The organism is Pseudomonas syringae, from assembly GCF_001698815.1.
GTDB classification, from domain to species: domain Bacteria; phylum Pseudomonadota; class Gammaproteobacteria; order Pseudomonadales; family Pseudomonadaceae; genus Aquipseudomonas; species Aquipseudomonas syringae_A.
In genome coordinates this window covers 232,713-252,193 of sequence record NZ_LGSI01000005.1, presented here as the reverse complement: position 1 = coordinate 252,193, position 19,481 = coordinate 232,713, and the positions used below count along the sequence as shown (strand labels likewise).

The window sequence follows — 19,481 nt, the reverse complement described above, 5'->3', positions numbered from 1 at the left end:
GGAGCGAGCTTGCTCGCGAATCGATCGATCAGCCTCCGAATCCATGGAGGCTGTACTTAAGTCTTCGCGAGCAAGCTCGCTCCTACGGACTTCGGATTCAGCGTCCGTATTTAGCCTTCCCCCACTGAATCATTCCCTCGAGCAACCGCTTCAACACCACCCGCGTCGGTTCCGCCAGATCAGGGCGGTAGTGGAAGGGCACGAACTCTTCCATGTAGGTGCTTTGGGTCAGTTCCAGTTGCACCGCGTGGATATGGTTGGCCGGATCGCCGTAGTGGCGGGTGATGTGGCCGCCTTTGAAACGGCCGTTGAGCACATGGCTGTAATCGGTGGCGGCGGCGCAGATGGCTTCCACGCGTTGGCCCAATTCTGCGTCGCAGCTGGCGCCGTTGAAGGTGCCAAGGTTGAAATCCGGCAGGCGACCGTCGAACAGGTGTGGGATATGTCCGCGAATCGAGTGGGCATCAAACAGCAGCGCGTAGCCGAATTCATCGCGCAGCCTTGTCAGCTCTTGCTCCAGAGTCTGGTGGTACGGCGTCCAGATCTGCTCGAGATAACGCGCGCGCTCCTCGGTGCTCGGCTCCTGACCTTCCTTGAACAGCGGCACGCCGTCGAACAGGATCGACGGGAACAGCCCGGTGGTCGCGCCGGCATACAGCGGTTTGTCGTCGGACGGTCGATTCAGGTCGATGACGAATCGCGAGTACTCAGCCGCCAGGGTGCTGGCGCCCAGTTCGGCGGCGAAGTCGTAGAGTTGCGGGATGTGCCAGTCGGTATCCGGCAGGCTCAACGCCTCATCCACAAGGCCCGCTTCGACCGCTGGCGTCAGGTGCAATCCCGCATGGGGCATGCTGATCAGCAGCGGCACGCTGCCGCGAGAAAATTTCAGAACGTTGTCCATCAGTCTCTCCTTAAATCAGGGATTCGACGCCGTGGCGCACGATGCGTTTGTCCAGATCGCCGCCCAGCCAATAGGCCAGGTCGGCTGGGCGTTCGATGTTCCACGCCACGAAATCCGCGAACTTGCCCACTTCCAGCGAGCCATGGGTATCGCCCATGCCCAACGCCTTGGCGGCATTGATCGTGACGCCCGCGAGGGCTTCTTCGGGTGTCATGCGAAACAGCGTGCACGCCATGTTCAGCATCAGGCGCAGGGAAAGCGCGGGAGACGTGCCGGGGTTGAGGTCGCTGGCGATGGCGATATCGACGCCGTGTTTGCGCAGGGCATCCATGGGCGGCAGCTGGGTTTCGCGCAGGAAGTAATAAGCGCCGGGCAGCAACACGGCGACGGTTCCGGCCGCGCCCATGGCGATGGCATCGGCTTCGGTCATGAATTCCAGATGGTCCGCCGACAACGCATGGTAGCGCGCTGCCAGACTGGAACCCGCCAGCGAAGACAATTGCTCGGCGTGCAGTTTCACCGGCAAGCCCAACTGGCCAGCCGTGATGAATACTTGCTCGACCTGCGCCGGGGAAAACGCCAGGTATTCGCAAAACGCATCCACAGCGTCGACCAGCCCTTCATTGGCCAGGGCGGGCAGCATTTCGCTGCAAATGTGATTGATGTAATCGTCGGCGCGGTCGGTGTATTCCGGCGGCAAGGCGTGGGCCGCCAGACAGGTGCTGCGCACGGTGATCGGCAAGGTGTTGCCCAGACGGCGGATGACCCGCAGCAACTTGCGTTCGTTGGCCAGATCCAGGCCGTAGCCGGACTTCATCTCGACCGTGGTCACGCCATCCTTGAGCAAATGCCGCAGGCGATTTTCCGCGCTGGCGTACAGCTCGTCTTCGCTGGCAGCGCGAGTCGCTCGCACCGTGCTGGCAATGCCGCCGCCGGCTGCGGCGATCTCGGCATAGCTCACACCTTGCAGGCGCTGCTCGAATTCGCCGCTGCGATTGCCGCCGAACACAGTGTGCGTGTGGCAGTCGATCAGCCCCGGCGTGACCCACGCGCCATTCAGATCGATGACGCTGTCAAAACCCGACTCCGCTTCAACAAGATCCGCCTGCGGCCCGATCCATTCGATACACGCTCCAGAGGTCACGATGGCGGCATCCTCGATGATCGAGTATTTGCCTTGCGCCATGCTTGCGACATGACAGTGCTTCCAGAGCGTTTTCATTCGGGGCCTCCGAGGCTATCGGGTCAGGTTCGTGTTCTTTGACTGTGAATACCGGGTTTGATCCAGGCGTTATAAGCGACCACCAGCAACATGACCCAAACCGCGCCGACGACCAGCGCCGCGCGGTTGTCCGGGAAGTAGCCCAGCACGCCGAAAATGAACAGCATGAAGACGATGGCCGCTGCCGGTGCGGCGGGCCAGAACGGCACCGGGAACTTCAATTGCGCGACGTCTTCGCGACTCATGGCGCGGCGCATTGCGACTTGCGTCAACAGGATCATCAGCCAGACCCAAACGGTGGCAAACGTCGCCAGCGAAGCGATCAGCAGGAAAACGTTTTCCGGGATCAGGTAATTGAGCAGCACGCCGCCCAGCAAGGCGACGCCCATCACCAGCACGGTCATCCACGGCACACCTTGCTTTGACAAGCGGGAGAAGCTTTTTGGTGCCTGACCCTGCTGGGAAAGGCCATACATCATGCGACCGGCGCCGAAGATATCGCTGTTGATCGCCGAAACCGCTGCGGAAATCACCACGATATTCAGCAGCGCGGCGGCCCACGGAATGCCCAGGCTGGAGAAAATCTGCACGAACGGGCTGTTGGCCTTGGTGATTTGCGACCAGGGAAACAGCGACATGAGCACGAACAGCGTCAGCACGTAGAACAGCAGAATGCGCAGCGGCACGGCATTGATGGCGCGCGGGATCGTGTGTTGCGGATCTTGCGCTTCACCCGCCGTGATGCCGATGATTTCGATGCCGCCGAACGCGAACATCACCACCGCAAAGCAGGCGATCAGGCCGCCGATGCCGTTGGGCATGAAGCCGCCGTGGCTCCACAGGTTGCTGACGCTGGGCACGGTTTCTGCGCCCGCCAGATTGACGCCGAACAGCAACAGGCCAAAACCGGCAACGATCATCGCGACAATGGCGCTGACCTTGAGCAGCGACAGCCAGAACTCGGTTTCGCCGAACACTTTCACGTTGCACAGGTTCAGCGCGCCGATCAGGAACACGATGCTCAGCACCCAGATCCAGCGCGGCACATCCGGAAACCAGAAGCCCATGTAAATGCCGAACGCGGTCACGTCGGCGAGGCAGACGATGATCATTTCAAAGGCGTAGGTCCAGCCCAGAACAAAGCCCGCCATCGGCCCCAGATACGTGCTGGCGTATTCGCTGAACGAGCCCGCCACCGGATTGTGCACCGCCATTTCGCCCAGGGCGCGCATGACCATGAACACTGCCGCGCCGCCGATCAGGTAGGCGAGCAAAACCGCTGGCCCGGCCATCTGAATGGCCGATGCCGAACCGTAGAACAGCCCGGTGCCAATGGCCGATCCCAGGGCCATGAAGCGAATGTGACGGGCCGACAGCCCGCGTTTCAAACCTTGTTGTGACGTCATTTCCAATCCAATTCCGTTCTTTCCAGCGAACTGCCAGTTGCTCAGGGCGGCAAGGATAACCGCTTGGCTGCGTTGCTCGAATCGACGTCGTGTCGGGTGTCGCCTGGCTGACATCCTGTGTCACGGATGTCTATACGTTTAGTTCGACTGGCCTGGCCCCTGTGGGAGCGAGCTTGCTCGCGAAGAGGGCCGTATATCCAGAGCATATGTGTGGGCTGGAACAACTTCTTCGCGAGCAAGCTCGGCTCCCACAGGAACCAGTTCCGCCAGCACCTTTTTCAACATGACTTCACTCCTGAGCAATACCGCGCTGGCGGCGATGTCCGGGGCGAGCCAGCGGTCTTCGTCGTAGGCCGGGACGTGTTCGCGCAACAAGCGCCACGCGGTGTCGGTGCCGACGCCAAAACGCTGGCCCTTGAAAAACTCGAAGGCCTGGGCGGCGAGCAGATACTCGATAGCCAGAATCTGTGTTGCGTTATCCAGCACCCGATGCAGCTTCAGCGCCGCGTTGGTGCCCATGCTCAGGTGATCTTCTTGCAAGCCGGAGGTCACGTAGTTGTCGGTGACCGCCGGTTGCGCCAGTTGCCGGTTCTCCGCACACAAGGAAGCGGCGACGTACTGGACGATCATCATTCCGGAGTTGACCCCCGGCTGGCTGACCAGAAACGCTGGCAAACCGCTGACCGTCGGGTTGATCAAACGATCCAGACGGCGCTCGGCGATAGAGCCCAGTTCCGCCACGGCAATCGCCAGCAAATCCGCCGCCATCGCCACGGATTGACCATGCGGGTTGGCCTGGGACACCACGCGATACGCTTCGGGTGTGCCTAGCAACAATGGATTATCAGTCGCGGAATTCAGCTCGATTTCGATCTGCCGGGTTGCATGGGTCAGCTGATCGCGGGTGGCGCCATGCACCTGCGGAATCGAGCGAATGCTCAGCGCGTCCTGAGTGCGAATGCCCTTGCTGTTGGCGAGCACTTCGCTGCCATCGAGCAGGCTGCGCAGGTTGCTGGCGACGATCTGCATGCCGGGATGCGGTTTAAGCGCGATGATTTCCGCGTCGAAAGCATTCAGTTGGCCGCGCAGGGCTTCGAAACTCATGGCCCCGATCACATCGGCCCAATGCGTCAGACGTTGCGCATCGGCGATGGCCAGACAGCTCAAACCGGTCATGCACGGCGTACCGTTGACCAGACACAAACCGTCCTTGGCGCCGAGGACCACCGGGCTCAGGCCTTCAGCGTCCAGCGCCTGCGATGCGGGCATGACGTGGCCGCGATAGCTGACGTTGCCGACGCCCAGCAGCGCGATGCCGATGTGCGCCATGTGCGTGAGGTAGCCGACCGAACCCTGGGACGGAACCTGCGGGGTAATCTGCCGGTTGAGCAGCGCCAGCAGGGCTTCGACCACTTGCCGATGCAGGCCGGACTTGCCCTGGCTGTAATTGATGATCGCCGCGCAGATGATCGCTCGGGTCTGCTCATCGGGCAGTGCCGCGCCGACGCCACAGGCATGGCTGAGCAAGGTATTGCGCGACAGCTGACTCAGCTGCTCGCCATGCAGCGACACGTTGCACAACGCGCCCAACCCGGTATTCACGCCATAAGCGCGCTCGCCGCTGGCGACGATGCACTCGACGATGGCCTGAGCATTGTCGATCCGCGCCCAAGCGCGGGCTGACAGGCTCAACTGTGCGCCATTACGCGCTACGGCAACTACCTCCTGCCAACGCAGCGGGCCTTCGCCGATTACGATTTCTTCAACTGGCGACATCTCGACCATCCTTACAAAGTGACCGCACGGCGCTGCACGAAACGATCAACGTAATCATCTGCAGGGGAGTGGAGGATTTCTTTGGGGGTGCCGACCTGAATCAGGCGGCCATCCTTGAGGATCGCGATCCGGTTGCCGATGCGCACGGCTTCGTCCAGATCGTGGGTGATGAACACGATGGTTTTCTTCAGGGCGCTTTGCAGTTCCAGCAACTGGTCCTGCATCTCGGCGCGGATCAATGGATCAAGGGCGCTGAACGCTTCGTCCATCAGAATGATGTCGGTGTCCGCCGCCAGGGCGCGCGCCAGACCCACCCGTTGGCGCATGCCGCCGGAGAGCTGATGCGGGTATTTGTTCTCGTAGCCTTTGAGGCCCACGGTGCTGATCCAGTGCAGCGCGCGCTCGACGCAATGTTCTTTGCTTTCGCCACGCACTTTCAGGCCGTAAGCGACGTTGTCCTGTACGGTCTTGTGCGGCAGCAGGCCAAAACTCTGGAACACCATGCTGATCTTGTGCCGACGGAATTGGCGCAGGGCTTCCATGTCGTAGGTCAGAATGTTCTCGCCATCGACGAGGATTTCGCCGCTGGTGGGATCGATCAGCCGATTGAAGTGGCGCACCAGTGTCGACTTTCCGGAGCCGGAAAGGCCCATGATCACGAAGATTTCGCCGCTGCCAATCGACAGCGACAGGTCATTTACGCCGACCACACAGCCAGTCTGCGCCAGGACCTGATCCTTGCTCTGATTCTGGCGGACCATGTTCAGTGCGTCCTGGGCACGGCTGCCGAAAATCTTGTAGACGTTCTTGACCACGATTTTATTCGGTTCAACGCTCATCATTTGTTCGCCTCATGCCGTGGGCGGCCATAGGCCTGAGTGATGCGGTCGATCACCACCGCGAGAATCACGATGGCCAGACCGGCTTCCAGCCCGCGCCCGACGTTGAGTGTCTGAATCCCTACCAGTACGTCTTCGCCCAGTCCGCGAGCGCCGATCATTGAAGCGATAACCACCATCGACAGCGCCATCATCGTCGTCTGGTTAATCCCGGCCATGATGCTCGGCAGGGCCAGCGGCAGTTGCACGCCAAACAGTTGCTGCCAGCGATTGGCACCGAACGCGTTGATCGCTTCCATCACTTCGCCATCAACCTGCCGAATGCCCAGATCCGTCAGGCGAATCAGCGGCGGCGCGGCGTAGATCACGGTGGCGAAAATCGCCGGAACCTTGCCCAGGCCGAACAGCATCAGGACCGGGATCAGGTACACGAAGCTGGGCATGGTCTGCATGATGTCCAGCAGCGGCATGAGGATCGAACGCAGGCGATTGCTGCGTGCCGACAGGATGCCCAACGGAATGCCGATGACCACCGAAATCAACGTGGCAACCAGCATCAGCGCCAGGGTCTGCATGAGTTTGTCCCACAACCCGACCGCGCCCACCAGAAACAGCAGGCCGACGATCACGGCAGTGGTGGTCAATTTGCGCGTCGCGTGCCAGGCAATGCCGCCGACGATGGCGAGCAACACCCACCATGGCGCGATGCGCAGCAAACCTTCGAGGCGCACGATGGCCCACAGCAGCGTGTCGGAAATGTGCCGGAACACGTCGCCATAATTGGTGACCAGCGTGTCGACCCAGTCATTGACCCAGTTGGCGATGGAGAACGTAAAGCTTTCGGGGAACATAAAGGTGGTCTCTGAACTGGAGTGCGGTTGATCTGTGGGACCGGCTTTAGCCGGGAGGACGCAGGTACATTCACTGCGATCTTTTCGTCAGTTCTGCCGCCCTCCCGGCTGAAGCCGGTCCTACGGAGCGTTGCCCTTACAACGAAGCATCAACCTTCTTGGCCGCGTCTTCGCTGACCCAGGCGTGCCAGATTTCAGGATGTTCCTTGAGGAAGATCTTCGCCAGCTTCGGCGACTCGATGCGATCCTTGGTCATGCGTGCCAGGTTCTGGTTGAGCAGGTCGATAGGGATGTTGACCTTTTCCATCACCGCCACCAGTTCCGGTGCCTGTTCGTGGAAGGCTTTGGACAGGCCGACCTTGATGTCGATGGTCTTGTTCACGCCGGCTTTTTCTTCGAGACGAACCATGTCCACCTGACCCATCAACGGCGTTGGGGACCAGTAGTAAGTCAGGATCGGCTCGCCACGTTTGTAGCTGGACAGAATCGCTGCATCCAGCGCCGGACCGGTGCCTGGGCGGAAGTTTGTGTACTTGCTTTCCAGGCCGTAGCTCTTGAGCATTTCGGAGTTTTCCAGCTCGCAGGTCCAGCCGGCCGGGCAGTTGTAGAAGCGGCCCTTGTCAGGTTCTTCGGCATCCTTGAACAGAGTCGCATACTGGGCCAGATCGCTGATCGACTTGAGGTTCGGCGCCTTGGCTTCCAGCTTGCGCTTGGCATCGCCTTCGATCACATAGCGCGGCACGTACCAGCCTTCGATAGCGCCTTTGACCGGCGAACCGACACCCACGACTTTCCCGGCTTTCTCGGCCTTGTTCCAGACTTCGCTGCGACCTACCCATTCCTCGGCGAACACCTGAATGTCATTGGTGCTCAAGGCGTTTTCCATGGTGATGGAATTGCCCGGCAGGCTGTCGACTTCACAGCCGTAGCCCTTGTTCAGGACAACCTGCAGCACGTCGGTCAGCAGCATCGCGCTTTCCCAGTTCAGACCGGCGAACTTCACCGGCTTGCCGGACTCGCACCAGCCAGCTGCCTGACTTGCACCGGCGGCGGTGAGCATTCCCAGGCAAAGCGTCGTGGAAAGCAGGGCCTTGTTCATTTTCATTATTGAAGCTCCGAGTCAGGAAATGGGTTTGGCAGTTTCCGATCAAAAACAGGCATCCGGCCTGACGCTTGGACACTTGATGGTCCTGAGCGTTGTGTCCCTGCTGGTGTTACTGGCTCATATCAAACATCGAATGTATCCGTAGGACCGGCTTCAGCCGGGAGAGCAACCCTCCCGGCTGAAGCCGGTCCTACGGGCATCTGTTTGGATTAGCTGCCAATCATCGGCAGGTTCAAGCCCTTCTCGTTGGCGCAATCAATGGCGATCTGATAACCCGCATCGGCGTGACGCATCACGCCTGTCGCCGGGTCGTTATGCAGAACGCGGGCGATGCGTTCGGCGGCTTCGTCGGTGCCGTCGCAAACGATGACCATGCCCGAATGCTGGGAGAAACCCATGCCGACGCCGCCGCCGTGGTGCAGAGAAACCCAGGTCGCGCCGCTCGCGGTATTGAGCAGAGCGTTGAGCAGCGGCCAATCGGACACTGCATCAGAGCCGTCCTGCATGGATTCGGTTTCACGGTTCGGGCTGGCGACCGAGCCGGAGTCCAGATGGTCGCGGCCGATGACGACTGGAGCCGACAACTCGCCGCTGCGTACCATTTCGTTGAAAGCCAGACCGAGCATGGCGCGCTGGCCCAGACCAACCCAGCAAATCCGCGCCGGCAGCCCCTGAAACGCAATGCGCTCGCGGGCCATGTTCAGCCAGTTGTGCAGATGAGCGTCATCCGGGATCAGCTCCTTGACCTTGGCGTCGGTCTTGTAGATATCTTCCGGGTCGCCGGACAGTGCCGCCCAACGGAACGGTCCTACACCACGGCAGAACAACGGACGAATATAAGCGGGAACAAAACCCGGGAAGTCGAAGGCGTTTTCCACGCCTTCTTCCTTGGCCATCTGACGGATGTTGTTGCCGTAGTCGAAGGTCGGAATGCCCATTTTCTGGAACGCGAGCATGGCTTCGACGTGTATCGCCATGGATTGCTTGGCGGCTTTCACCACGGCGGCCGGTTCGGTCAGTGAGCGGGCGCGGTACTCGTCCCAGCTCCAGCCTTTAGGCAGATAACCATTGAGCGGGTCGTGGGCGCTGGTCTGGTCGGTGACCATGTCCGGCCGCACGCCGCGACGGACCATTTCCGGGAGGATTTCGGCGGCGTTGCCACACAGCGCGATGGAGATCGCTTTGCCTTCAGCGGTGTATTTGGCGATGCGCGCGAGGGCGTCGTCCAGGTCCACGGCTTGCTCGTCGACGTAACGGGTCTTGAGGCGGAAGTCGATGCGGCTCTGCTGGCATTCGATGTTCAGCGAGCTGGCGCCGGCCATGCCTGCGGCCAGCGGTTGCGCCCCGCCCATGCCGCCCAGACCTGCGGTCAGCACCCATTTGCCCTTGAGGCTGCCGTTGTAATGCTGGCGACCGGCCTCGACGAAGGTTTCGTAAGTGCCTTGCACGATGCCCTGGCTGCCGATGTAGATCCAGCTGCCGGCGGTCATCTGGCCATACATCGCCAGGCCCTTGGCATCCAGTTCGTTGAAGTGTTCCCAGCTGGCCCAGTGCGGCACCAGATTGGAGTTTGCGATCAGCACACGGGGCGCGTTGCTGTGGGTCTTGAACACGCCGACGGGTTTGCCGGATTGAATCAGCAAGGTCTCGTCGTCATTCAGGTGGGTCAGGCTTTCGACGATCTTGTCGTAGCATTCCCAATTGCGCGCGGCGCGACCGATGCCGCCATAAACCACCAATTCCTTGGGGTTCTCGGCGACTTCAGGGTCGAGGTTGTTCATCAACATGCGCAGCGGTGCTTCAGTCATCCAGCTTTTGGCAGTGAGCTGGGTGCCACGGGCAGCACGTACTTCGACGTCACGGTAGCGGGTCCAGTGTTGGTTATTCTCGGTCACGAACGAACTCCTCAGCGATCAATCCAGCCCCGCCATCAGACGGCGAGCGGGCAATTGGGGTAAGTGCGGCGCAAGCATCGTTTGACTGTAGCAGGGGTCATTCGATGTACTTGGCTTTACTTGTACATACAAGCATATGCAATTGAAGGACCAATTCTTGTGGCAGTCGTTTAGCGGGCCACAAAAATCCGCGTAAACGCCCGTATTTCGGGCTTGTTAACGAGTCGTTGATTTGGCGAGGAGGTACACGGAGAGGTCGGCGGGATGTTACTGAAGCGACGTTTTGCCTCGTTTCGGGGCGTTCGGTAACAAAACGGGGCGCACTTTTATCAGATGACTTTTACCGCGCGGCCAATGAATTGAATCGGGCCGGTGGGTTTGCCGATGGGTGAGCCGGTGGATTTTTCCAGAGTCAACTCGAACAGCTGGTTGGGTTGCAGCGGTGGCAATTTATCCAGCGGCACATGCAGCGTCTGGCCGGGCTTGACCAGGCCAAGGGAAACCGGACCTTGCCAGCCATCGGCCTTGGTCCAGAACTCCAGCGCCTTGTCAGCCGGGACTTCGGTAACGCTGAGCGGTATCAACTGGATCTCCTGGCTGTTACTGGCCTGAATCACCCAGCCGGGCGCTTTGTCCTGTGGGGCAACAAGCACCACCAGATAAGAAGGCGCATTAATAGCTGGACGCATCAGCAGCGTCAGGCCCAGCACCAATGATGCCGCAAGGCCAGCACCGGCCAGCCCGCGCCAGATCGACAGGCTTTGCCACCAACGCACAATCTCGCGACGAGGCGCTTCGATAGGCGCGATCAGCTCATTGACGCTGCGCTCGATGCGCGCCCAAAGCCGTGGCGGCGGAGTTACCGGTTCGGCCAGGTTCGTCAGCGGCAGCAGGCGTTCTTCCCACGCTTCGACGGCAGCGCGCAACGCCGGTTCATCAGGCAGGCGGCGCTGCACTTCCTGGCGGCGCTCGGCGGACAAGGTGCCCAAGACGTATTCGCCGGCCAATTCTTCAATCGGTTCGTGGGGATCATTGCCCGGTTTGTTGCTCATCCGATGCACTCCCGTAAGGCCGTGAGGCTGCGCTTGATCCAGGCCTTGACCGTGCCCAGCGGCGCGCCGATTTTTTGGGCGATTTCCTGATGCGAATAGCCGTCGACATACGCGTGGAACACGCAATTGCGGCGCACCGGTTCCAGTTGTTCCAGGCAGAACTCGATACGTCCCGGATTGACTCGCCAATCGAAGCTGTCCACGGTCTGGTTCCAGCCTTCCAGAGTCGCCTGGGCTTCAAGGGTTTGCTCATCGCCATCGTCCTGAACTTCACGGGCGTTGTCGCGGATCGCATTCAAAGCCAGGTTGCGGGTGATGCTGAAGATCCAGCCACGGGCCGAGCCTTTGCTTGCGTCGAAGCTTGCCGCTCGGGTCCAGATCTTGATGAACGCGTCATGCACGATGTCTTGCGCCAAGGCGCTGTCGCGCACCAGTCGTTGCGCCACGCCCAGCAGTCGGGCGCTTTCCTGCGCATAAAGCCGCTCAAGCGCCTGCCGCTCGCCGCGCGCGCAAGCATCCAGAGTGGCTTCGTAATCAAAGAGGGATTCGTGTGAAGACAAGTCGATACGCCATCCGCAGAGCACCAGTGCCCCGGCCTGTTAGCCAGAGCGCCCGCGCAGGAGCATAGCCCAGTTCCTGCGCAGCACTCATTTGGATTGTTTGGGTTATTTGGCGGCCCAGAAGATGTAATCGGCCTGGTATTTCACCACTTCCTTCGCGCCTTTATTACTCGCTGCGCAAGCAGTTGCGGGCGCTACGCCACCTTTGATAGCGACACGCTGGATGTACGCAACGCCGTGCATGGCGCCTTTGCCTTCAGCCGGATTGGCCTTGACCAATTGATACGGAATGTTGCCAGCGCCAGCGGGCGCTACAGCCAATTGCGTGCCGGTCACTTTCGAGCCGTCTTTGGCTTCCCAGGTGGCAGGCGGGCCGAAGTAAGTGCCGACCTGCTTGCCGCTGCGATCGTTGAGCGCGGCTTTGGGGCCGACAAACGCCCATTCCATTTCGTCGGGCATATTGGCTTTGGCGCGGCACTCGTAAGTGATCTCGCCGACGCCGGTGGTTTCAAGGCTGATTTTGTGGCCGTCCGGCACACGAACGGTTTCCGGCAGATTGCTTTGAGCGAAGGCGGCAGGTGCCAGGCAAGTGAAGGCCAATGCGGCACCGGACAGGCAGAGCAAGCGTTTTGCGTTCATGCAGGTATCTCCAGATTGTTTATTCGCTTGGCAGCCCGATTGGCTGCTTATCTGTACTACCCGCGAGAAAACAATCTGGATGCAGTGATTTGAAAATTTATTTCTGGCCTGTGCTCGCGCGGCTGCGCAGCAGGATCACCCCGACAATCGCCGCCAGTCCCGAACCCATCAGCACGCCGACTTTCACTTCGTCCACCAGATGCGCCGAACCCGGAAATGCGAGGTTGCCGATGAACAAGCTCATGGTGAAACCGATGCCGCACAAAATCGCTACGCCATAGAGCTGCACCCAGTTGCTGCCTTCGGGTAACACCGCAAGCCCTGCGCGTATTGCCAGTACGGCCGCGAGGAACACGCCGATCTGTTTGCCGACGAACAGGCCAAGGGCGACGCCCAGCGGCACCGGATCGATCAGGTTTTGCAGGGATATCCCGGACAGCGATACGCCAGCATTGGCAAAGCCGAAAATCGGTACGATGGCGAACGCCACCCAGTAATGCATCTTTTCTTCGAGAAATAGCAGCGGCGAGCGCGCTTCTTCTTCGGGTTTGCCCAGCGGAATACACAGCGCCAGCGCGACACCGGCCAACGTGGCGTGAACCCCCGATTGCAGGACGAAGAACCACAACAGCAAGCCCAGCAGCAAATACGGCAGCAGGCGACGCACGTTCAGGCGGTTCATGGCGATCAACACGCCCAGCGTCACGAATGAAGCCAGCAGCATCGGCAGGTTCAGGCCGGAACTGTAGAAGAAGGCAATGATGGTCACAGCGCCCAGGTCATCGAGAATTGCCAGTGCGGCGAGGAACACTTTCAGGGACGTTGGCACGCGCTTGCCGAGCAAGGACAGCACGCCCAGGGCAAAAGCGATGTCGGTGGCCGCCGGGATCGCCCAGCCGCTCATGGTTTCCGGGTTGCCCCAGTTGATGGCGATGTAGATCAGCGCCGGCACCAGCATGCCGCCCGCTGCCGCAAAACCGGGCAGAGCGCGTTGCCCCCAGGTGGCGAGGCCGCCCGCCAGCACTTCGCGTTTGATTTCCAGGCCGACCATCAGAAAGAAGATCGCCATCAGCCCGTCGTTGATCCACAACTCCACTGAAAGGCCGAGCCAGACGCTGTGCAATATCGAAAAATAGCCCGCTGCCAAGCCTGAGTTGGCGACGATCAACGCTGCCAGCGCCGCGCCCATCAACACAATGCCGCCCGCAGACTCGGAAGCCAGGAAGCTGGCAAGAATGGCGATGGCGCGAGGGGTTTCTTTATTGTTGTTATTCATCGTCGTCATTGGCGGTCGTGGCTCCCTGAAAAAGTCAGCCAAGTTATCACAGGTGATTCATGACAAAGCGCCTAGCCACGTGAATTATCGCGTCAGAGTCATACAACCGGTAGGAGGGGACTTGTCCCCGAACAGGCCGGTGTGAACGCTGAAGATTTCCTCGGCATACCCGACGCTTTCCCGGACAAGTCCGGTCCTACGGAATGCGCGTAGAGAATTCAGATCTTGTTTAGCTCAATCAAACAGCAGCGGCTGGCCTTGGGCGCGTAGAGCACCACTTCCTGCAGCGCGCCGGTTTCGTTGTCCAATTGCAGGCAATCATGCTTTTCTAGCAATTGTGGCGGATGTTCACCCAGGTTCGCGGCCATTTGCTGGGCGATGCTGAACAGCAGCAGCGTGTGCGCCGACGTGAACAAGCGTTGGGGTTGCAGGACATCGATCCACTTCAGGCTGGCGCGGTAGCGCTGGGGAGCGTAGATCAGATTGAAGTCGCGAATCGGTCCATCAAGCAGATTGCAGCTGACCTGGCTGTCGCCACTGAAGGCAAACGGATCGCCGGGGATCAGCGGCTCGGTCAGCGCACCGTCCACATCCAGCGTCATGCCCGCGCCTTGCAGCACGGTGATGATGCGCTGATAACCGGAAAATACGGAGAACCCGCCCGATTCTTCGATATCGGCAATCGACAGCCGCCAACCGAAAGCGTCCAGACCAACGCCTGCATCGCGGGTGATTTCTTCGGTACTGCCACCGCCGTTCTTCCATGGCATACGGGGGTAATCGGCGGCGCGCAGAACAGTCAGTCGAGTCATTTGCTGAAACGTCCTTCCAGGCGATGGCGGGAACCGGGATGAATCAGGCGCGCCGCCGTTACGGGCTGACGGCCGGACCAGGTACGGCGGCGAATCAGCAGGCAAGGCTCGCCCGGCTCGATTTGCAGCAGCTTGCATTCGCCGGGCTCGGCCAGAATCGCCTCGACGACGTGCTCGCCTTCGGTCAGCGGTGCGACTTGCGACAGATAGGCGTAGGGCGTTTGCAGGGTGAAATCCTGCTTGAGGTAATCCGGTGCAACCAGGGCGTTGACGAAACGATCTTCGATTTGCACCGGCAGATCGTTTTCGAAATGCACGATCAGCGAATGGAATACCCGTTGGCCTTCACGCATGTCCAGGGCCAGGGCGCGTTCCGAGCCTGCCGCTTCTTCATTGAGCAGGATCACTTTGCAACTGTGGCGATGGCCGCGAGCGGCAATTTCGTCGGCAATGTTATGGACTTCAAACAGCGCCGACTGGCTCTTGGGTTCTGCGACGAATGTTCCTACACCCTGCATCCGTACCAGCAAGCCCTCGGCGGTCAGCTCACGCAAGGCACGATTGATGGTCATTCGGCTGAAACCCAGTTGGGTAACCAGCTCGCTTTCCGACGGCACGCGGTGATGCGGCGCCCAGGTTCCATTCTGGATCTGCTGGGCGATCATGTGCTTGACTCGGGCGTATAGCGGCGCCGGACTGTCACCCATCTGGGCGGCCAGTGGAGAAATGGCAGGCGGAGTCGGCACTGGGCAATCCTTGTTTTCAATGGTCATGTCGACGCAGGTTACGGGGTGCGTCGACTGTTACGTAAGTGTGCTCACGCTAACCACTAACCGGTCCGGCGGCAAGCTTGTCGGAGTTTACCCAGCAGGCAAACGTCTGTATATGTATATACAAATCACTTCTTTTCGGGATGCAGAGCCATGTCCGCCTTCTTTTCCGAGCGTGCATTATTACCCAGTGGTTGGGCCAACAACGTGCGTCTTGAAGTCGGTAATGGCTTTATCACGCAGGTAACGGCCGATGCCGACGCGAATGGCGCCGAGTTGCTCAACGGGCCTTTACTGGCGGGCATGCCGAATCTGCATTCCCACGCCTTTCAGCGGGCGATGGCCGGCCTGGCCGAGGTGGCGGGCAATCCCAACGACAGCTTCTGGACCTGGCGCGACCTCATGTACCGCCTGGTCGGGCAGATCAGTCCGCAGCAATTGGGCGTCATCGCCCGTCAGCTGTACATCGAGATGCTCAAGGGCGGCTTCACCTCGGTGGCTGAATTCCATTACGTGCATCAAGACACCCACGGCAAGCCCTACGCCGACCCCGCCGAACTCGCGTTGCACATCAGCCAGGCCGCCAGCTCCGCCGGTATTGGCCTGACGCTGCTGCCGGTGCTTTACAGCCATTCCGGCTTTGGCGGGCAAGCACCGAATGAAGGTCAGCGGCGGTTTATTCACAGCACAGACAGCTATCTGGATCTGCAATCGCGCTTGCAACCGCTGCTGGCAAAACAGCCGGCCCAAGCTTTGGGGCTGTGCTTTCACTCGTTGCGCGCCGTCACGCCGCAGCAGATCAGCGATGTGCTGGGCGCCAGCGACCGGCAATGTCCGGTGCATATCCACATCGCCGAGCAACAGAAGGAAGTCGATGACTGCCTGGCCTGGAGCGGGCGACGGCCGCTGCAATGGCTGTATGAAAACGCGCCGGTGGACGAGCGCTGGTGTCTGGTTCATGCCACTCACGCGCAGCTGGACGAGGTTGCGCTGATGGCCAAAAGTGGCGCGGTGGCGGGTCTGTGCCTGACCACGGAAGCGAACCTGGGCGACGGGATTTTCCCTGCTGTCGATTACATCGCCCAAGGCGGGCGCTGGGGGATTGGCTCGGACAGCCACGTTTCGCTCAGTGTCGTCGAAGAGCTGCGCTGGCTGGAGTACGGGCAGCGCTTGCGCGACCAGCGCCGCAATCGCTTGTATCGCAGCGATCAGCCGATGGTTGGCCGGACGTTATACGACGCGGCGTTGACGGGCGGGGCGCAGGCTTTGGGTCAGCCAATCGGCCTGTTGCAGATCGGGCAACGTGCCGACTGGCTGGTGCTGGACGGCAATGATCCGTATATCGCCACGGCGTCGGGCGACGGGATTCTCAACCGTTGGCTGTTTGCGGGTGGCGATCGGCAGATTCGCGACGTGATGGTCAACGGCCAATGGGTCGTGCGCGAAGGACGTCATGCCGGGGAAGAACAGAGCAATCGGGAGTTCGCCCAGGTGTTGCGGGAGATGTTGGGTTAACTCCGACGTTTGTAACGTTGGAGCGAGCGGGCGGCGATTCCGACTTGCCCGCGAACAGGGCTGATGCGGTTAATCAGGCATACCGCGTCAAGTTCTTCGCGAGCAAGCTCGGCTCCAACGGGAGATTATTTCCCAGCCTTGGCGATCTTCGAATCTTCAACCCGCCAGATCAGCTTGGTAGTGTCATAGCCCTGCTGCTGGGCTTTGCTCAGCAGTTCGGCCTTGGTGGCGTCCGACACGGTTGGCGTGCGCGACAGCAACCACAGGTATTTGCGATCCGGATTGCCCACCACCGCGGTCTTGTAACCGTCGCCGATGTACAGCACCCAGTAATCGCCCTTGGCTACGCCCGGTAGCAGTCGCGAAAACCAGTTATCAAACACGACCCAGAGCTTGTCGGTCTTGCCTGGAACCTGCGGCGATGCCGTTCCGGTCGCTTCTTCCCACTTGCCTTCAGCAGTCTGGCAACGGTTGGTTACGCCTACGTTGCCGTCGTCCTTGAGCGAATAGTGGGCTTCGGACTGGGCGCAATTACGCTGAAAGAACATCGGCAGGCGCGCCAGCTCGTACCAGGTGCCCTGATATTTCTTCAGGTCGACGTTATCGACGGTCTTTGGCTCAAGCGAGTCAGCCGAATGAGCAAAACCAATCGCCAGGAAGCTCGCCATGAGCACCAGGCTAAATCGCATCAGTACTTTGATCATGACTTACTTCAGACCTTGCCCCGAAAACAGCACCACTTTGTCGGCAGCATATTGCACGCTGATAAAGCTGTTCTTGTCGCCCCAGGTGCAGCTGGACATACCCAGCGCGCCGGAACATTCAGTCGGGCTGCCTAACAGACTCTCAACCTGGCCCTTGCCCATGCCGGCAGAAATTTTCGAATAATTTTCCTGAGTGATCTTGCTGCAAGCGGCCAGCAAAACGCAGAACGACAACAACGCGAGAGAGCGCAGAGACATGGATGAAGCTCCTGAACGGAAGGGGGCAACGTCGCAGCATTGGTCTGGTGGACAAACATGCTGGCGTAATGCCGATAGCTTAGAAGAGAAAAACCGGATCTGGTTCCCTTGGTCGGTGAATCGATCCGGCTTTGAACGCACGCGATACCGTAGGACCGGATTTATCCGGGAAGGGGGCAGTGTGCCAGTGGAAATTTCTGCGTTTATCACGGCCTCTCGCGAATAAATTCGCTCCTACGGAGGATTGTTATCACAACGGTCGTTAAAACCTCGACCCACGCCCCTTCAAAAACTCGATTTCCTCATCCGTCGAAGGGCGGCCGAGGATTTCGTTGCGGTGGGGGAAGCGGCCGAAGCGGGCAATGACTTGCTGGTGGCGCTCGGCATAGTCGAGGCTGTCGTTGAAGTAGTCGCGGTCGGTGGCGGGCAGGAGCGGGAGCAGTTCGGCGAAACGGGCGACGGCCTGATTCTGCGCGTCGATGTTTTCGGTGTGTTCCAGCACCAGATAGATAAAAGTGCGCTGCAGCGGATCGAGCAGTTGGTCGCGGCCGAGTTTCAAGCCATGTTCGACCAAGGCCTGGGCACGGGCATCACCGGCGAAGGCTTTCGGGGTGTCGCGATGGATCATGCGCGGCAGTTGATCGAGCAACAGCACCAGTGCCAGCCAGCCGTCCGGGTTTGCCACCCATTCGTTCAGACCGCCCGCCAATGCCTTGTCGACCAGTTCACCGAAACGAGCAACGGCTTCGGTGTCCTGGGCTTTTTTCTTGCCGAACCACAGCTTGCCCTTGGCCTGCACCACTTCAGTGGCGTTTTCGGCACTGCCGAACCACCACTCCAGCAAGGGCAGCCAAGGGGCAATCATGATTTATTCCTTGTGGTACGCCGTGGCGCGCTCGACTTCTTCCTTGGAACCCAGGAACACCGCTACGCGCTGGTGCAGGCCTTCAGGCTGGATGTCGAGAATACGCTGCAGGCCGTTGGTGGACGCGCCGCCCGCTTGCTCGACCAGGAACGACATCGGGTTGGCTTCGTACATCAGGCGCAGTTTGCCCGGTTTGGACGGCTCGCGGCTGTCGCGCGGGTACATGAACACGCCGCCACGGGTCAGGATACGATGCACATCGCCAACCATCGCGGCAACCCAGCGCATGTTGTAGTTCTTGCTCAACGGGCCATCTTCGCCTTCCAGCAACTCGTTCACGTAGCGCTTGACCGGGGCTTCCCAGTAACGCTGGTTGGACATGTTGATGGCGAATTCCTGAGTGGATTCCGGGATCTTGATGTCTTCGTGAGTCAGCACGAAGCTGCCCATTTCGCGATCCAGCGTGAAGCCTTTCACGCCATCACCCAGAGTCAGCACCAGCATGGTCTGCGGGCCGTAGATCGCGTAACCAGCGGCTACCTGCTGGGTGCCTGGTTGCAGGAAAGCCTTTTCATTCAGGGGTTCGTTCTGGGTCAAGTATTCGTTCGGGCAACGCAGTACCGAGAAGATAGTCCCGACTGGCGCATTGATGTCGATGTTCGACGAACCGTCCAGTGGGTCGAAAACCAGCAGGTACGCGCCTTTCGGGTATTTGCCCGGGATCTGGTAGGCATTGTCCATTTCTTCGGACGCCATGCCGGCCAGGTGACCGCCCCATTCGTTGGCTTCGAGCAGGATTTCGTTGGAGATCACGTCGAGTTTTTTCTGAACTTCGCCTTGTACGTTTTCAGTACCCATGCTGCCGAGCACGCCGCCCAGCGCGCCTTTGGAGACGGCGTGGCTGATTTCCTTGCACGCACGCGCCACCACTTCGATCAGGAAACGCAGATCGGCAGGAGTGTTGTTGCTGCGGGTCTGCTCAATCAAATAGCGACTCAGGGTAACGCGGGACATGGAGAGCTCCGAATATGGGGG

The 19,481-nt window shown here is 60.0% G+C and carries 19 protein-coding genes; 1 reads left to right on the top strand and 18 read right to left on the bottom strand.

The window, feature by feature from the left end; translation table 11 throughout:
* Nucleotides 1-97: 97 nt before the first annotated feature.
* The 14 genes from hutG to hutC all read right to left on the bottom strand — a co-directional run bounded on the left by hutG (nucleotide 98) and on the right by hutC (nucleotide 15,107).
* A complete protein-coding gene (hutG, locus tag AFK24_RS02035; protein WP_065831651.1) occupies nucleotides 98-901 on the bottom strand; it encodes an N-formylglutamate deformylase in 804 nt (267 codons plus the stop codon).
* Between the two features lie 10 nt (nucleotides 902-911).
* Nucleotides 912-2,123 (bottom strand): imidazolonepropionase, encoded by a 1,212-nt coding sequence (gene hutI / locus AFK24_RS02030; protein WP_065831650.1) that lies wholly within the window; start codon nucleotides 2,121-2,123, stop codon nucleotides 912-914.
* Nucleotides 2,124-2,146: 23 nt separating this feature from the next.
* Entirely contained in the window at nucleotides 2,147-3,529 is a 1,383-nt protein-coding gene (locus tag AFK24_RS02025; RefSeq protein ID WP_065831649.1) for an amino acid permease, read from the bottom strand.
* A 138-nt stretch (nucleotides 3,530-3,667) separates the two neighbouring features.
* Entirely contained in the window at nucleotides 3,668-5,305 is a 1,638-nt protein-coding gene (hutH, locus tag AFK24_RS02020) for a histidine ammonia-lyase (protein ID WP_240500322.1), read from the bottom strand.
* Between the two features lie 11 nt (nucleotides 5,306-5,316).
* A complete protein-coding gene (locus AFK24_RS02015) occupies nucleotides 5,317-6,147 on the bottom strand; it encodes a quaternary amine ABC transporter ATP-binding protein (protein WP_065831648.1) in 831 nt (276 codons plus the stop codon).
* The gene (locus AFK24_RS02010; RefSeq protein WP_065831647.1) at nucleotides 6,144-6,995 is read right to left on the bottom strand and encodes an ABC transporter permease; all 852 of its coding nucleotides are present in this window, start codon (nucleotides 6,993-6,995) and stop codon (nucleotides 6,144-6,146) included. Before AFK24_RS02010 ends, AFK24_RS02015 begins: the two co-directional genes overlap by 4 nt.
* A gap of 136 nt (nucleotides 6,996-7,131) precedes the next feature.
* Nucleotides 7,132-8,100 carry an ABC transporter substrate-binding protein gene (locus AFK24_RS02005; protein WP_065831646.1) on the bottom strand — a complete coding sequence of 323 codons (969 nt, stop codon included), beginning with the start codon at nucleotides 8,098-8,100 and terminating at the stop codon, nucleotides 7,132-7,134.
* Between the two features lie 209 nt (nucleotides 8,101-8,309).
* Nucleotides 8,310-9,995: a urocanate hydratase gene (gene hutU / locus AFK24_RS02000; RefSeq protein WP_065831645.1), complete on the bottom strand. Its 1,686-nt coding sequence runs from the start codon at nucleotides 9,993-9,995 to the stop codon at nucleotides 8,310-8,312.
* A gap of 329 nt (nucleotides 9,996-10,324) precedes the next feature.
* Nucleotides 10,325-11,047 (bottom strand): anti-sigma factor, encoded by a 723-nt coding sequence (locus tag AFK24_RS01995; RefSeq protein ID WP_065831644.1) that lies wholly within the window; start codon nucleotides 11,045-11,047, stop codon nucleotides 10,325-10,327.
* The gene (locus AFK24_RS01990; RefSeq protein ID WP_065831643.1) at nucleotides 11,044-11,607 is read right to left on the bottom strand and encodes a sigma-70 family RNA polymerase sigma factor; all 564 of its coding nucleotides are present in this window, start codon (nucleotides 11,605-11,607) and stop codon (nucleotides 11,044-11,046) included. Before AFK24_RS01990 ends, AFK24_RS01995 begins: the two co-directional genes overlap by 4 nt.
* Nucleotides 11,608-11,712: 105 nt before the next feature.
* Nucleotides 11,713-12,246, bottom strand: a complete 534-nt coding sequence (locus AFK24_RS01985; protein ID WP_065831642.1) for a DUF3455 domain-containing protein — start codon at nucleotides 12,244-12,246, stop codon at nucleotides 11,713-11,715.
* A gap of 97 nt (nucleotides 12,247-12,343) precedes the next feature.
* Nucleotides 12,344-13,522: a Na+/H+ antiporter NhaA gene (gene nhaA, locus AFK24_RS01980; protein ID WP_430962142.1), complete on the bottom strand. Its 1,179-nt coding sequence runs from the start codon at nucleotides 13,520-13,522 to the stop codon at nucleotides 12,344-12,346.
* A 218-nt stretch (nucleotides 13,523-13,740) separates the two neighbouring features.
* A complete protein-coding gene (locus AFK24_RS01975; protein ID WP_065831640.1) occupies nucleotides 13,741-14,334 on the bottom strand; it encodes a HutD/Ves family protein in 594 nt (197 codons plus the stop codon).
* Complete coding sequence (gene hutC / locus AFK24_RS01970) at nucleotides 14,331-15,107, bottom strand: histidine utilization repressor (RefSeq protein ID WP_170826275.1); 777 nt, start codon at nucleotides 15,105-15,107, stop codon at nucleotides 14,331-14,333. The genes AFK24_RS01975 and hutC overlap by 4 nt, the downstream gene beginning before the upstream one ends.
* 150 nt (nucleotides 15,108-15,257) lie before the next feature.
* On the opposite strand from hutC, the gene AFK24_RS01965 reads away from it, so the two are divergent.
* Nucleotides 15,258-16,619, top strand: a complete 1,362-nt coding sequence (locus AFK24_RS01965) for a formimidoylglutamate deiminase (RefSeq protein ID WP_065831639.1) — start codon at nucleotides 15,258-15,260, stop codon at nucleotides 16,617-16,619.
* Nucleotides 16,620-16,744: 125 nt separating this feature from the next.
* Here the strand turns inward: AFK24_RS01965 and AFK24_RS01960 are convergent, their stop codons facing one another.
* The 4 genes from AFK24_RS01960 to AFK24_RS01945 form a co-directional block, all read right to left on the bottom strand.
* Nucleotides 16,745-17,323, bottom strand: coding sequence for a lipocalin family protein (locus AFK24_RS01960; RefSeq protein WP_065831638.1), 579 nt, complete (start codon nucleotides 17,321-17,323; stop codon nucleotides 16,745-16,747).
* 3 nt (nucleotides 17,324-17,326) lie between these two features.
* Nucleotides 17,327-17,581, bottom strand: a complete 255-nt coding sequence (locus tag AFK24_RS01955) for a hypothetical protein (protein WP_065831637.1) — start codon at nucleotides 17,579-17,581, stop codon at nucleotides 17,327-17,329.
* Between the two features lie 262 nt (nucleotides 17,582-17,843).
* The gene (locus AFK24_RS01950) at nucleotides 17,844-18,446 is read right to left on the bottom strand and encodes a DUF924 family protein (protein ID WP_065831636.1); all 603 of its coding nucleotides are present in this window, start codon (nucleotides 18,444-18,446) and stop codon (nucleotides 17,844-17,846) included.
* A gap of 3 nt (nucleotides 18,447-18,449) precedes the next feature.
* Nucleotides 18,450-19,460 carry a class 1 fructose-bisphosphatase gene (locus AFK24_RS01945; RefSeq protein ID WP_065831635.1) on the bottom strand — a complete coding sequence of 337 codons (1,011 nt, stop codon included), beginning with the start codon at nucleotides 19,458-19,460 and terminating at the stop codon, nucleotides 18,450-18,452.
* Between the last annotated feature and the right edge of the window lie 21 nt (nucleotides 19,461-19,481).

Bases quoted from the DNA above. Each gene is read 5' to 3' on its own strand.
- AFK24_RS01960 (WP_065831638.1), bottom strand. From the start codon at position 17,323: ATGATCAAAGTACTGATGCGATTTAGCCTGGTGCTCATGGCGAGCTTC.
- AFK24_RS01950 (WP_065831636.1), bottom strand. From the start codon at position 18,446: ATGATTGCCCCTTGGCTGCCCTTGCTGGAGTGGTGGTTCGGCAGTGCC.
- AFK24_RS02025 (WP_065831649.1), bottom strand. From the start codon at position 3,529: ATGACGTCACAACAAGGTTTGAAACGCGGGCTGTCGGCCCGTCACATT.
- AFK24_RS01975 (WP_065831640.1), bottom strand. From the start codon at position 14,334: ATGACTCGACTGACTGTTCTGCGCGCCGCCGATTACCCCCGTATGCCA.
- hutH (WP_240500322.1), bottom strand. From the start codon at position 5,305: ATGTCGCCAGTTGAAGAAATCGTAATCGGCGAAGGCCCGCTGCGTTGG.
- nhaA (WP_430962142.1), bottom strand. From the start codon at position 13,522: ATGAATAACAACAATAAAGAAACCCCTCGCGCCATCGCCATTCTTGCC.
- hutC (WP_170826275.1), bottom strand. From the start codon at position 15,107: ATGACCATTGAAAACAAGGATTGCCCAGTGCCGACTCCGCCTGCCATT.
- AFK24_RS02015 (WP_065831648.1), bottom strand. From the start codon at position 6,147: ATGATGAGCGTTGAACCGAATAAAATCGTGGTCAAGAACGTCTACAAG.
- AFK24_RS01965 (WP_065831639.1), top strand. From the start codon at position 15,258: ATGTCCGCCTTCTTTTCCGAGCGTGCATTATTACCCAGTGGTTGGGCC.
- AFK24_RS01955 (WP_065831637.1), bottom strand. From the start codon at position 17,581: ATGTCTCTGCGCTCTCTCGCGTTGTTGTCGTTCTGCGTTTTGCTGGCC.
- AFK24_RS01985 (WP_065831642.1), bottom strand. From the start codon at position 12,246: ATGAACGCAAAACGCTTGCTCTGCCTGTCCGGTGCCGCATTGGCCTTC.
- AFK24_RS01945 (WP_065831635.1), bottom strand. From the start codon at position 19,460: ATGTCCCGCGTTACCCTGAGTCGCTATTTGATTGAGCAGACCCGCAGC.
- hutI (WP_065831650.1), bottom strand. From the start codon at position 2,123: ATGAAAACGCTCTGGAAGCACTGTCATGTCGCAAGCATGGCGCAAGGC.
- hutG (WP_065831651.1), bottom strand. From the start codon at position 901: ATGGACAACGTTCTGAAATTTTCTCGCGGCAGCGTGCCGCTGCTGATC.
- AFK24_RS02005 (WP_065831646.1), bottom strand. From the start codon at position 8,100: ATGAAAATGAACAAGGCCCTGCTTTCCACGACGCTTTGCCTGGGAATG.
- AFK24_RS01995 (WP_065831644.1), bottom strand. From the start codon at position 11,047: ATGAGCAACAAACCGGGCAATGATCCCCACGAACCGATTGAAGAATTG.
- AFK24_RS02010 (WP_065831647.1), bottom strand. From the start codon at position 6,995: ATGTTCCCCGAAAGCTTTACGTTCTCCATCGCCAACTGGGTCAATGAC.